Source organism: Desulfoluna sp. HI9BLuna, assembly GCF_056829775.1.
Genome location: NZ_CP186555.1, coordinates 3,737,713 through 3,750,793, shown reverse-complemented (window position 1 = coordinate 3,750,793; position 13,081 = coordinate 3,737,713). Strand labels below are relative to the sequence as shown.

Sequence of the window (13,081 nt, the reverse complement as noted above, 5' to 3'; positions counted from 1 at the left end):
GCGGCCACCCATGCGTCACCAAGGGCTCACGTTCTACCCGTCTTATGACTGAAAGCCTTTTTCGGCTTTGGCGGCCACGGAGAGGCCGCTGAAAAAGCTCCGGGTTTCGGAGAAAACCACCTTGCTCAGGCCCAGAAGACCAATGAGGTTGGGGATGGCCATGAGCCCGTTGACGATGTCGGCCAGGGTCCAGATAAGGCTGAGGTGGAGAAAGGAACCTGAGGCCACCAGGACGATATAGATCAGCTTGTAGGGTTTGATGCCCTTGATACCGAAAAGGTACTCGGTGCAGCGCTCCCCGTAGTAGTTCCAGCCGAGGATAGTGGTAAAGGCGAAAAACATCAGGCCCACGGTGACTACGTACTGACCGATGCCGCTTCCCATGCCGATGTTGAAGGCGGTGTTGGTCATGGCAGCCCCGGCAAGGGACGGATCGTTCCAGGTGCCGGTCATCACCAGGACCAGGCCGGTTAAGGTGCAGATGATGATGGAGTCGATGAAGGTGCCTGTCATGGCAATGAGGCCCTGACGCACGCAGGAGTTTGTTTTTGCGGCGGCCGCTGCGATGGGCGCACTGCCCAGGCCCGACTCGTTGGAAAAGACCCCGCGGGCAATGCCACTTCGCATGACCATGATCATGGTGACGCCCGCTGCGCCCCCGAAGGCGGCTTCGGGATTGAAGGCGCTCTGGATCACCAGGGAGACGGCGGCCGGAATGCTCGACAGGTTCAGGATCAGGACCACGGCAGAGGCCAGAATAAAAAAGATGGCCATAAAGGGCACGATGGCCGAGGCCACCTGGGCGATGCGTTTGATCCCCCCGATGGTGACAAGGGCCACCAGCACGGTGAGGATCGCTGCCGTCACCGGAACAGGAATGTGAAAGCTCAGCAGGGCCGCGTCCTTGATGGCGTTGACCTGGGCAAAGGTCCCGATGCCGAAGAAGGCCACGCCGATGCCGAACAGGGCGAACATCTTGGCCAGGAATTTGTTTCCGAGGCCCCGCTCAATATAGTACATGGGGCCGCCGGACATCTGCCCGTTTTCGTCCACCACCCGGTATTTCACGGCCAGGAGCCCTTCGGCGTACTTGGTGGCCATGCCGAAAAACGCGGCAACCCACATCCAGAAGATCGCTCCGGGACCGCCGGCCTTGACGGCGGTGGCCACACCCACGATGTTTCCCGTACCGATGGTGGCGGAAAGGGCGGTGCAGAGGGAGGCAAAGCTCGACACATCCCCCTGGGCCCCGTCGCCGTGGTCCTTGCTGAAGAGATACTTGATGGCCAGGGGCAGCTTGGTGATCTGCAGCAGGCCAAGGCCCACGGTGAGATAAATCCCGGTTCCCACAAGGAGGATCAGAAGGGGAGGCCCCCAGACAAAGGAATCAATCGTTCCCAAAAGTTGTGCAAAATTTTCCACAGTATCATTCCTTTCCAGCCCGTGTGCGCACAACAAGGCAAAGCACAGGGCATGATCACGGCGTTTGGCTGCCGCTTCAATAATGAAATAAGATGAATAATGTGGATGAATGGATCGGTCTGCTAAGAGAAAGGCGTAAAAAAGAGGCACTACCAACTGATGTTACTTCAGTTTTCACGACAGCCAGCGCGCACCGGAATCGATACCGGCGGTTCTGATCTGCCATGCCACTCTGTCCCTTGTACCTGAGAGTTTCACCACCGCCCGTGCGATACGGTGCGGCAGCTTGCTCCTTCGGCGCTCAATAAAAGCGGCTCCGCACAACCCTTGGGTTGTGCAGAGCCCCCGAATATTGAGACTCTCCAGAGGCTCGTCCAACAGCAGTCCCTTTTACCTGAAAGATTTACTTCTTCGGTGCCTTCCCATCGCATCGCACTCGCAACAACGCGCCGAAAGGTCTCTCCTGCTGTTTTCATCCGAGTTGTCCCCGCAGCGCATCCGGGCCATGCCCGAGGCGCCGCAGGTAAGGCACTTCTTCTACACCTTCTGGAGAATTTATCAAGCCCTGAACAGTCGCTGCGCCAAAAATCAAAGAATGCGCACACGAATAAATTATAAAAAAGAAAAACAATGGAACAACGCCACACACAACTGAACCGTGGGGGTCCCGTTTATGAACCCGGCCCCTTGTCCACGGGACCGTTCCACTGGTGACCGCACACATTGCAGACCCACCGCCTGCGTCGGAAAAACCAGGGGATGCCCAGGAAAACCAGCAGCAAGATCCCACGCCACATCCGAAGCCGCCACCCCACGTTTCGCTCACAATCCACGTCAAAGCTTTCGCACCGTGGGCACCGCTCTTCGGTCTCCGCCAGGGGATCCCGGTACCCCAAGACGGCCAGGGCGTCCTGGCGATCCGATGCAAACACCCGCAGTTTCACACCGCCCACGGCCAGAGAGTACCAGGGATGAATGCCCACGAGGTTGTCGTCAAACACAAAGGCCTCGATGCCGCTGGACTCAAGCTGGGCCTTGGCCAGATGGGCTTCGTGAGGTGCGGTAAAGGTCGCGATGGTAACCAGTGATTCCTGTGGCATCATGCCCTCGCTTTGGTTGTGGCCGAAGCCGTGTCAAAAGGGGTCAGGCAAAACAACAGAACAAAAAAACAGCGGGTAGGTCCGGGATAGGATCGCCATGTCCTTGGTTTGTTTTGCCTGTCCTTTTTTTTATTTCGGAACGAAAGAATAAAATAGGGTCAGGCAAATAAAAGGGAAAAAAACAGGATGGACTGATGGCCGAGCCCAAAGACAACGTATCATGCCCTCGCATCCCTCGCCCCGCCAATTTTTGCCTGTCCCCTTTTTTTAATCCACATTCACATGGCGATTCAGGGAGATGCCGTACTTTTTCATCTTGCTTCTTAACGTGTTGGGGTGAAGGCCGAGGCGTTCGGCAGCGCCGTTGGGGCCCGCAATTTTCCCCTGGCACAGGACGAGGGCTTTGCGAATCCAGGAAGCGGCCATCTCGTCGAAGGTTCCGGAGAGGGGCTCTGTGACTTCCCAGGCCTTTGTCTCCGTCCTGGGGGCGGGCCGGTTCAAAAGGGCCTCAAAGCGCAAAGGGCGCCCGCCAGAAAGGATGAGGGCCCGCTCCACAAGGTTCTGCAACTCCCGGACGTTGCCGGGCCAGTGATAGTCCATCAGGGTTGCCAGGGCGCCCTCCTCAAGGCGCGGGCGGTACGGCAGGTTCATCTCCCGGGTCTTGCGGAGGATAAAGTGGTCCACCATGGCCGGGATATCTTCGGTTCGCCTGCGCAAGGGGGGAATCCCCAGGGGAAACACATGGAGGCGGAACCAGAGGTCCGAACGAAAGGTCCCTTCGGCCACCATGGCCTCGAGGTTCCGGTGAGTGGCGGCAATGATGCGCACATCGGCCTGCATCACCCGGGTACCGCCCACCCGCTCGAACTCCCCGCTCTGGAGCACACGAAGCAGCTTAACCTGTGCGGCCATGGGCAGCTCTCCGATTTCATCGAGGAACAGGGTCCCTCCGGCGGCCCGCTCAAACCGACCCACCGAGGTCTCAAAGGCCCCCGTAAAGGCCCCCTTCTGATGCCCGAACAGCTCGGAGTCCATGAGAGACTCCGGGATGGCCCCGCAGTTCAAGCGGATAAGCGGCCCTTTGCATCGGGGCGAAAGCTTGTGGATCTCTCCGGCCACCACCTCTTTTCCTGTCCCTGTCTCTCCGAAGAGCAAAACCGGGCTCTCGGTGGGAGCCACCTGCTCAATGAGGCGCCGCACCTCGCCCAGTCCCCCGTGGGAGCCGATCATGACGTCACCGGTCATCTGCCGGGTGTCGCGCTGAAGGGCCTGGTGATCCCGGACCAGGTCCTTGAACCGCATGGCATTGGCCAGGGCCATGCCAAAGGGCTCGCAGATATCCTTCATCACGTCGAGATGGCTTTCGTTATAAAGGGACTCCCCTGCCGCGGCAAGGATCAGGTTGCCCATGATCTCACCCTGGTTTTTCAGCGCGCAGGAGATGGTGCAGCACAGGTTTTGGAATCCTTCGGGACGACTTCGGACCGAGGGGAGCCAGTGCTTCACCAGCCCCATGAATTCTTTGTTGATGGGATGGGTATGGTCGCGGATCCAGGGGGTGGGGTTTTGAAGGGATTCCTCGTGCCAGGCCCCCATCCTCTCCCAGGTTCCGTCGGAGATGGAGATCATCTCATCAAGCCCGATCCCTCCCTCGGCACAGGCAAGGGCGATGACCCGCGCTTTTTTCTGGCCATGGTCATAGGAGGTAATGAACGCGCCGTCCAAGGGCATGATCCCCTTGAGGTAGGTATACGCGTCAAAGAGGGCGGACTCCAGCTCCAGGCTGCTGAAGATACGTCGGGCGACTTCTCGAAACCGGTCGGACACAATTCCTCCATTCCGTACTTAAACGATATTTCGTGCATTGGTCACGATATCTCGTTTACCATACCCACCACCCGCACCGCAACCCCTCAATAATACTCAACCTGAAACCCTGGCATGATATTTGGTTTATCTCATAGGCAGAATATTCGGACCCCACACGTCAGGATCCACCTTTCCAAGTCCGAATCTTCGCTGTGCCGGCGGAATCCGAAAGTCAGGCATTCACGTTTCCATTTCCTTGCCTCGCGCAAGACATGGGAATATCCCCCCTTGCCCTTACGGATTCCTCCGGCGCACATTTCGCCTGCAGCGCCCGCCTCGGCAAAGGCAGCAGTCGGGCCCGATGTCAAGACAATGGAACGCTCAGCGTAGTTTTCCGAACGTCGTTCGTTAAGACGTACACGGCCTTCAGGTCTCAAAAAAAACGCCCTGCCAACGCCGCGTAACAAACGCCGGACCACAGGGCGTCAAAAACATCCCGCCCCACAGGGACCTTCACATGATTGCCCGACATGGTGAAGGCCCTCCTACCCGGACAGGCCGGCCAGGCTCCCTGGCCTGGCCGGCCATTTTTAAACGAACACCGGCATTAGGTAGAAAGTCAGCTCAAAAAAGCCTCCGGCGGGTCGCTTTTTGAAAAAAGCTCCGCAAAAACGTTCCGGTAACCAAAGAGATGCTTCCGGGTTATGGCCTGAGGGTCACCTCATGATTGAACACCGCCTCCGCGAACCTGTCCAGCACCCCATACAGGCTGTAAAGGCTCTCGATCTCCACATGCTCTTCGTCGGTGTGCTGGCTCATGTTTCCCTGTGGCCCCCAGATGACCCCGGGTGTGCCGGTCCGGTTCAGGAACCGGGCGTCGCTGGACGCATGCTCGGCCACTTTCTCGATGTTCCCGGCCAGCTCTGCCAGGAATCGGGTCACCGGTCCGTCCCCGCCGTTGAAGAGGGTGTCCACGGAAACCACCTCCACCTCGGAGGCCACGTCGGCCCGTATCGCCTCAATAAGGGCGTGGGGATCGTCGGCCTCGGTGTAACGGATATCGAGCTTTGCCCGGGCCTCGCCCGGTACCTGGTTCACGGCGCTGCCTCCCTGGATGCAGCCGATGTTCAGGGTTCGGTGCCAGTGGTCCTCACGGGTCTCCATAAAATGACGCCGCACCCTCATCAGATCGTCCAGCAGGGTATCGATGGCATTGTCCCCCAGCCAGGGGCGGGCCCCGTGGGCCCCTTTGCCCCGGGCGGTGAGGTTGAGCCGCACGATCCCTTTTTCCCGGACCACCAGGCGCTCCGGGCTTCCGCCGTCCAGGGCCACACAATAGTCGCAGGACACGCGCTTCAAGGCCTCACCGGCCCCGTTGAATCCACCGGTCTCCTCGTCACCTGTCAACAGCACGCCAAAGGGAAGGGCCTCCTGACCTTTGCCTTCCGCCCTCAGGCGGTCGAGCCACGCTTTCACAAGCACCATGCACAAGGCCACGGCGTATTTATCGTCCACGGCCCCCCGGCCGTAAAGCCGCCCCCCCTCTTCCCGGGGGGTAAAGAGCTCGTCTTCTGCAGGCACCACATCAAAGTGGGCCATCAAAAGCACCGGTGCGGCGTCGGCAGTGGGTGTCACCCACAGGGAGGGGGTGCCGTCCACCTCCATGCGATTTACGGTGAGGCCCGCCTCCGTCATCCAGCGTTCGATAAAATCGGCGCAGGCCGTGATCTCATCCGGCCGATCGGCCACGGAACGAAATTGAATCAGGCGTTTCAACAGGGGAACCATCTCGTCCATACTCACACATCCTTGCATTCTCTGTGGCATCATCCGCCGAGGCAGCCCTCACCCGGCAGACGCGCCCGTTTTCCGACAGCGACGCGAAAAGACTCCGCCAGCGGGAAAACGGGCTCCCCACCGGGCGCATCATAATCCGAAGCATGGAGACACCACGCTCCGCCTCTCCGTTCGCCCGCCGTCGCGCTCTTGCTGACACCGCCATTAAAGGAGAGGATTCCTCCTGTTGTATTCCAAAGAAAATCAGCAAGCAAGACCCCGGAGGGGAATAGCTCGCCGCGAGGAAAGCAAACTTCGCCTTTGAAGCGCGATTCACTTTGTGGTAGCCTCTTCAACAAAGATCACCAAGCCTTCCTGCGTTTAAAGTAAAGAGCAATCAAAAAGAAGCACATAACACGACCAGGCGACCCGTTCCGGGCACCCGATCACCCGCACAAAGGAAAAATCCATGAGCCCATCAAGCGTGTTGAAACGCACCCTGTTTTTCCTCTTGTTTCTCTTTTTTGCCACATCCTGTAGCGGCCCCGCTGAAGAGGCCCCCCAGGGACCCACCAAAATCAAAGTGGTCAAACCGGAAGTAAAAAACCCGGACACCTTTGTCTTCGAAGATTACGGAACGGTCCGGACCCTTGACCCCGCATGCGCCTACGACAATGTCTCCCATCAGCGCATCATGAACATCTACGAGCCCCTCGTGGCCTTTGACGGCTCGGCCACCGATGCCTTCGTGCCCGTCCTGGCCGAAGAGGTCCCCACCGTGGAAAACGGCGGCATTTCGGACGGCGGCAAGACCTACACCTTCAAAATCCGAAAGGGCGTCACTTTCCACGCAGGGGGGACCCTTTCCCCCGAGGACGTGGCCTACTCCCTCAAACGCCACATGGTGGTGGACCAGGACGGCGGCCCCATCTGGATGCTTCTGGAAGCCCTGGTGGGTGAAACAAGCACCCGGACCAAGGGAGGCACCCTGAAGCCCGGTATCTTTGAAAAAATCGATGCGAGCGTTGCCGTTTCCGGCGACACCGTGGTCCTGACCCTGCCCCGCCCCTTTCCCCCGCTGCTGGCCCTCCTTGCCTACGCCAACTGCGGCGCCATCCTCGACAAGGAGTGGACCATTGAGCACGGCGGCTGGGACGGCACCCTGGAAACCGCGGCAGCCCACAACAACCCTGCCTTCGGGGCCGAGCCGTTGCACCACATCACCAACGGCACCGGCGCTTACACCATGCTGACCTGGGAGCCCTCCAAGGTTTTTATCTTCCAACGCTTCGACGGCTACTGGGGCGAGCAGCCCGCCTTGAAGACTGCCGTCATTCGGTACAACAAAGAGTGGAGTTCACGGAAACTGGCCCTTCAGAACGGCGACGCCGACCGCGTTCTGGTGGACACCCAGTACCTGTCCGAAGTGCAGGCCATGAAAGACGTGGTGATCCACGCCGTGCCCCAGCTCTCGGTGACGGCAGCCCTCTTCTGCCGCCAGGTCAATCCCGAGGCCAACCCCAACATCGGCAGCGGGAAGCTTGACGGGGACGGGATCCCCCCAGACTTCTTTGCCGACCCCCACGTGCGAAAGGCCTTCCTCCACGCCTTTGACCGCAGCACCTACGCCAAGGACGTCTGGGACGATCGCGTGGTCATGCCCACCAGCCCCAACGCCAGCGGCATGCCTTACAACATCCGTGTCCCCATCTACGACTTTGACCTGGAAATGGCCAAAGAGGAAATGAAGCAGGCCTGGGGGGGTGAGTTGTGGAAAAAGGGCTTCAAGATGGTCATCACCCACAACACCGGCAACGCCCAGCGGGAAGCCGCCGCCCACATGCTGGCGGAAAACATCATGAGCCTGAGCCCCAAATTCCAGATCGAGGTGCGCAACGTGGACTGGAAAGACTACACAGTGGCTTACCGAAAATACAGGTATCCCATCTTCATCATCGGCTGGGGCGCCGACTACCCCGACCCCGACAACTTCATGTTTACCTTCATGAGCTCCGAAGGGGTTTACGGCAAGTACATGGCCTATGAAAACGAAGAGGTGGACCGTCTCTGCAAAGAGGGCCGGTTTGAGGTGGACCCCGAAAAACGCCGGACCATCTATGAGCGCCTCCAGAATCTCTGGTACGAAGAGGCCATCGGCTGCATGATCTACCAGAAAATCGACAACTTCGTTTACCGCAGCAACATCAGGGGATTTGTCCCGCACCCCATGCTGGACACGGCCTGGGAGGATCTTAAGCGGCTCTCCAAGTCGGACGCCGCCACCCAATAGCCGGGGAACCAGCCATGACAGCCTACATCACGCGTCGCCTGATGTTCCTTTTCTTTGTGCTGTTCGGGGTGTCGGTGCTCATCTTCGGGCTTCTCATGACCTTCAGCCCGGAGAGGCGGGCCGCCGCCTACGTCACCACACCCCAGCAGGCCGAAGACATCCCCAGGATCGTGGAGCAGTTCGGGCTCACCGACCCCTTCCCGGTGCAGTATGCCCGCTGGGTCAAAGAGGTGGCCTCGGGCAACCTGGGATGGTCCCTGGTGGCTGCCCGGCCCGTCACCGAGGCGTTCTGGGGCTACTTTGCCGTCACCCTGGAGCTGAACCTGTTTGCCTCTCCCCTGGTGATCCTCATCGGCATCTGGCTCGGGACCCTCTCGGGGGTCCACCGGGACACCTGGCTCGACCACGGAACCCGCATTGCCGCCATCATCGGCTGGTCCCTGCCCACCTTTCTCTTTGCCCTGGTGCTGCTCATGGTCTTCTACGGCTATCTGGACCTTTTTCAGCCGGGCATCGTCTCCACCCACACGGCCCTGTGGGTGGCCAGGAGCCCGAATTTTATCCGCTACACCGGCATGTACACCGTGGACGGCATCTTAAACGGCGAGCTGTGGATCACCGGTGACGCCCTGGCCCACCTCGTCCTGCCGGTCATTACCCAGATCATCGTGGTAGTGGCCCTTCTCATGCGGGTGATGCGATCGGGCATGATCGAAGAGATGGGCAAGGACTACATCATCACCGCCCGGGCCAAGGGAGCCGACACCCACACCATCACCCGGGCCCACGCCAGGCCCAACGCCCTGATCCCCGTAATCACCGTGGCAGGCCAGCTCGTGGCCCTTGCCATGGAAGGCTCCATCGCCGTGGAGGTGGTCTTCAGCCGCCAGGGCATGGGGTGGTGGCTGGCTGAATCCGCCACCCAGCTCGACATGCCCGTGCTCATGAGTGTCTGCATGTTCATGGGGGTTGTCTTTGTGGTCTCCAACCTTGTCATCGACATCCTCTACGCGAAGGTCGATCCGAGGATCCGGCTCACATAACACGTGATGATGCCCGGATCGCCACGGAAGCGACGCGGGGACGGCACCCACCGGCACCTCCCTGCTGCAAACCAGAACACCTGCTTGCTGAAAGGCACCTCCTATGGACCCAGCACCGGAGCCAAGACAAACCAGGCACCCGAGATGGCGAGAGTTCACCTTCACCCTGCACCGGATTTTTCGAAACCCCTCGGCCCTCATCGGCTTCGGCCTGCTCCTCTTCTTTGTGGCCGTGGCCTTAGCCGCGCCGTACCTTGCACCGCCGAAATACGCCCACGCCCCCTACCAGATGCCCCACACCGGGTTCTCCCCCACGCCGAAACCGCCGGGCGACCTGCACCTGTTCGGTACCACCTCCGGCCAGTACGACATCTACTACGGGGTGGTCTGGGGCACGCGAACCGCCTTTAAGATCGGCCTGTTTGTGGTGGGCATCGCCGGATGCTTCGGCACCTTTCTCGGGGTAATCTCAGGGTACTACGGGGGATGGTTCGACGAGATCCTCATGCGCATCGTGGACATTGTCTGGTCCGTGCCGCTCCTGGTGCTGGCCATGACCATTGTGGTGGCCTTCGGCAGGGGCCTTGAAAACATCATGATCGCCCTGGCTCTTGTGGAGTGGCGCTGGTATGTGCGGGTCATCCGCTCGGAGGTGCTCACCCTGAGGGACCGGGATTTTGTGCAGGCGGCCCGGCTCATGGGGCGCTCCGATACAAAAATCATCGCACGCCACATCCTCCCCAACGCCATCTACCCCGTACTCATCATGGCCTCCATGGACATGGGGTCCATGGTCATCTCCGCCTCCTTCATGAGCTTTGTGGGGCTGGGAGCACCCAAGGGCTATGCGGACTGGGGTCAGATGGTGGCCCTGGCCCGTAACTACATTGTGGGACCGCCGGAAGACCCGCTGCGATTCTGGTACACCGTGGCCATCCCCGGGATCTGCATCATCCTTTTTGTGCTGGCCTGGAACCTCATCGGCGATGCCCTGAGGGACGCCTTCGACCCGAAGCAGCGAAGGAGATGACCATGGCCCCCCTCATCGAAGCAACGGATCTCACCACCCACTTTTACACCTACGAAGGGGTGGTAAAAGCGTTGGACAGAATAAGCCTCCGTGTGGACCGGGGCATCACCTTCGGCCTCGTGGGGGAGTCGGGGTGCGGGAAAAGCGTAACGGTTCGCTCCATGATGCGCATCATCCAGGAGCCCGGACGCATCGTGGGCGGCAAGGTGCTGTTTTACGGCGGGCAAGGTGCCGGCGAAGCCCCCGTGGACCTCATCGCCCAGTCCGAAGCCTGGATGCAGGGGCTGAGGGGGGACCGCATCTCCATGATCTTCCAGGAGCCCAACGCGGCCCTGAACCCCATTTTGCGGGTGGGGGACCAGGTGGCGGAGAGTTTTCTCTTTCACCGCAGGCGCTCCATGGCACAAAAAATCCTTTCGGACCTGGCCGATGCCGACACCCGGGTCTTCCCGGGAAGCAGGTGGCTGCAACACGTTCTGTATACGCGCACCGCATCGAACCCGGAGGCCCTTCTGCTTCGACTCTCCCGTCGCATCCCGATCCTGAAACGCTGGGAGACGCGCCTGAAAAAAGAGGCGTTCCGGTGTGCCACGGAGATCATCGGGCGCCTCGGCATCCCCCATCCGGACGAGGTGGCCCGGAGCTATCCCCACAACCTCTCCGGCGGCATGAAGCAGCGCATCATCATTGCCATCGCCCTGGCCTGCAAGCCGGACCTGCTCATCGCCGATGAGGCCACCTCCAACTTAGACGTCACGGTGCAGGCACAGATCCTCGACTTGCTGCACGAACTGAAAGAGACCGAAATTACCTCCATCCTCATGATCACCCATGACCTGGGTGTGGTGGCCGAGACCTGCGACCGCGTGGGGGTGATGTATGCCGGGACCCTCTGCGAAGAGGCCGACGTCACCGATCTTTTCCAGGGGCCGAAACATCCGTACACCAAAGCCCTCATGGACTCGGTGCCCCGCTTTCACCAAGAAGGCGAGCTTAAGAGCATTGACGGTGCGGTGCCCAACCTCGTGAATCCACCGCAGGGGTGCAGGTTCCACCCCCGGTGCCCCCACGTGATGAAGCGATGCAGAACCGAGGTTCCCGAGCTTCAACCCGTTGGAGAAAACCACAGGGTGGCCTGCCACCTGTATGGAAACAAGGAAAAGAGTAATGCCTGACGAGACCATTCTGGAGCTGGTGGACCTGAAAAAACATTACCCTGTCCTGGGCGGGGTGCTCAGGCGACAGGTGAATTCCGTCAAGGCCCTGGACGGCGTCTCCCTTACCATCAGGCGGGGCGAATGCCTGGGCATTGTGGGTGAATCCGGGTGCGGCAAAACCACCACCGCAAAGGCCGTGATCCGGCTCCATGGGACAACCTCCGGGGCCATTGTCTTTCACCCCAAGGATCAAGACGCGCCGGTGGAGATCACCCACCTCTCCCCCAGGCAGCTCAAAAAAAAGGACCTCCGCCACCGGCTGCAAATGGTCTTTCAGGACCCCACCACGTCCATGAACCCACGCATGCTGGTCAAGCACATCATCGCCGAGCCCATCATCGAAAAAGAGTCCCTCACCTCCGTTGAACTGGAGGCCAGAGTGGTGGCACTCCTGAAACTGGTGGGTCTGGACCGCTCCCACCTGTATCGCTACCCCCATGAATTCTCAGGGGGCCAGAGGCAGCGCATCGCCATTGCCAGGGCCATCGCCACCAACCCGGAGTGCCTTGTCCTGGACGAGCCCACAAGCGCGTTGGACGTATCGGTGCAGGCCCAGATCCTCAACCTGCTCCAGGGCCTGCAAAAAAAGATGGGGCTGACCTACCTCTTCGTCACCCACCACCTTCTGGTGGTGAAGTACATGGCCGACCGCATCGCCGTGATGTACCTGGGTAAAATCGTGGAACTCGCCGCCACGGACGATCTTTTTGAAAACACCCTCCACCCGTACACCTGGGCCCTTCTCTCCGGCATCCCCAGCACAGATCCGGACGCCACACGACAGCGGGTCCTTCTGAAAGGCGACGTTCCCAGCCCCCTGAACCCGCCACAGGGCTGCCGGTTCCATACCCGCTGCCCCTTTGCCGAAGACACCTGCCTGACAACCGAGCCCCTCCTCACGGACATGGGCGACGGCCACATGGTGGCCTGCCATCGCAGCCACGAAACGCCAGCCCTGTTCAAACAAAGCCAAACTGCCCAGTGACCACCCCAACAGCACACCCCACACCCAGATCGATCGAAGAAAAAAAAGGGTCAGGCAAGTTTATTTTTCAATTCGATTCGGATCGGAGTGGTGTTGCCTCCGGCGGCCCTGCCGGGGGCCAAACTTTTAAAAAGTTTGACAAACAGGTTTTAAGCGCTTCTTGGGTTTATTCGGATTCGTTGGTTTCAGGCTTAACGGGGCTAAGCGGTAAAAAGGGAAGGGGCCGAAAGTTCATGCCAAGCGTTTTCAAAAAGCGATCCGCTGGAGGCACAGTTGATCAATTACTGTTTGTGAAGGGAAATTTGTCGGAACGGCTGATTCACATTTGAGGCCATGGACCCTTCTCCCCCATTCTGTTATAAAACGAGCATTTTATCACACTCATCTCCGCAGCACGGCATCGCCTTCC

Annotated in this window: 9 protein-coding genes and 2 riboswitches; of the genes, 5 read left to right on the top strand and 4 right to left on the bottom strand. The window is 59.7% G+C overall.

Translation table 11 applies throughout. The features are described 5' to 3' along the window. Positions 1–42: 42 nt before the first annotated feature. The 4 genes from ACOYW0_RS15160 to ACOYW0_RS15145 all read right to left on the bottom strand — a co-directional run bounded on the left by ACOYW0_RS15160 (position 43) and on the right by ACOYW0_RS15145 (position 6,128). Entirely contained in the window at positions 43–1,422 is a 1,380-nt protein-coding gene (locus ACOYW0_RS15160; protein ID WP_482414684.1) for an alanine/glycine:cation symporter family protein, read from the bottom strand. 230 nt (positions 1,423–1,652) lie between these two features. Then, positions 1,653–1,790: riboswitch (glycine riboswitch) on the bottom strand. A 3-nt stretch (positions 1,791–1,793) separates the two neighbouring features. After that, positions 1,794–1,898, bottom strand: a riboswitch (glycine riboswitch). A gap of 195 nt (positions 1,899–2,093) precedes the next feature. Then, the gene (locus tag ACOYW0_RS15155; protein ID WP_482414683.1) at positions 2,094–2,525 is read right to left on the bottom strand and encodes a putative signal transducing protein; all 432 of its coding nucleotides are present in this window, start codon (positions 2,523–2,525) and stop codon (positions 2,094–2,096) included. Positions 2,526–2,789: 264 nt separating this feature from the next. Beyond that, positions 2,790–4,349, bottom strand: coding sequence for a sigma-54 interaction domain-containing protein (locus ACOYW0_RS15150; protein WP_482414682.1), 1,560 nt, complete (start codon positions 4,347–4,349; stop codon positions 2,790–2,792). 684 nt (positions 4,350–5,033) lie between these two features. Beyond that, the gene (locus ACOYW0_RS15145) at positions 5,034–6,128 is read right to left on the bottom strand and encodes a M20 family metallopeptidase (protein ID WP_482414681.1); all 1,095 of its coding nucleotides are present in this window, start codon (positions 6,126–6,128) and stop codon (positions 5,034–5,036) included. Between the two features lie 448 nt (positions 6,129–6,576). On the opposite strand from ACOYW0_RS15145, the gene ACOYW0_RS15140 reads away from it, so the two are divergent. The 5 genes from ACOYW0_RS15140 to ACOYW0_RS15120 all read left to right on the top strand — a co-directional run bounded on the left by ACOYW0_RS15140 (position 6,577) and on the right by ACOYW0_RS15120 (position 12,672). Then, positions 6,577–8,397, top strand: coding sequence for an ABC transporter substrate-binding protein (locus ACOYW0_RS15140; protein WP_482414680.1), 1,821 nt, complete (start codon positions 6,577–6,579; stop codon positions 8,395–8,397). A gap of 14 nt (positions 8,398–8,411) precedes the next feature. Further along, the gene (locus ACOYW0_RS15135) at positions 8,412–9,440 is read left to right on the top strand and encodes an ABC transporter permease (protein ID WP_482414679.1); all 1,029 of its coding nucleotides are present in this window, start codon (positions 8,412–8,414) and stop codon (positions 9,438–9,440) included. Between the two features lie 103 nt (positions 9,441–9,543). Beyond that, positions 9,544–10,470 carry an ABC transporter permease gene (locus ACOYW0_RS15130; RefSeq protein ID WP_482414678.1) on the top strand — a complete coding sequence of 309 codons (927 nt, stop codon included), beginning with the start codon at positions 9,544–9,546 and terminating at the stop codon, positions 10,468–10,470. A 2-nt stretch (positions 10,471–10,472) separates the two neighbouring features. Continuing rightward, positions 10,473–11,645 (top strand): ABC transporter ATP-binding protein, encoded by a 1,173-nt coding sequence (locus ACOYW0_RS15125; RefSeq protein ID WP_482414677.1) that lies wholly within the window; start codon positions 10,473–10,475, stop codon positions 11,643–11,645. Further along, positions 11,638–12,672 carry an ABC transporter ATP-binding protein gene (locus tag ACOYW0_RS15120; protein WP_482414676.1) on the top strand — a complete coding sequence of 345 codons (1,035 nt, stop codon included), beginning with the start codon at positions 11,638–11,640 and terminating at the stop codon, positions 12,670–12,672. The genes ACOYW0_RS15125 and ACOYW0_RS15120 overlap by 8 nt, the downstream gene beginning before the upstream one ends. Positions 12,673–13,081 lie beyond the last annotated feature (409 nt).

Bases quoted from the DNA above. Each gene is read 5' to 3' on its own strand.
- ACOYW0_RS15120 (WP_482414676.1), top strand. From the start codon at position 11,638: ATGCCTGACGAGACCATTCTGGAGCTGGTGGACCTGAAAAAACATTAC.
- ACOYW0_RS15155 (WP_482414683.1), bottom strand. From the start codon at position 2,525: ATGATGCCACAGGAATCACTGGTTACCATCGCGACCTTTACCGCACCT.
- ACOYW0_RS15130 (WP_482414678.1), top strand. From the start codon at position 9,544: ATGGACCCAGCACCGGAGCCAAGACAAACCAGGCACCCGAGATGGCGA.
- ACOYW0_RS15140 (WP_482414680.1), top strand. From the start codon at position 6,577: ATGAGCCCATCAAGCGTGTTGAAACGCACCCTGTTTTTCCTCTTGTTT.
- ACOYW0_RS15125 (WP_482414677.1), top strand. From the start codon at position 10,473: ATGGCCCCCCTCATCGAAGCAACGGATCTCACCACCCACTTTTACACC.
- ACOYW0_RS15135 (WP_482414679.1), top strand. From the start codon at position 8,412: ATGACAGCCTACATCACGCGTCGCCTGATGTTCCTTTTCTTTGTGCTG.
- ACOYW0_RS15145 (WP_482414681.1), bottom strand. From the start codon at position 6,128: ATGGACGAGATGGTTCCCCTGTTGAAACGCCTGATTCAATTTCGTTCC.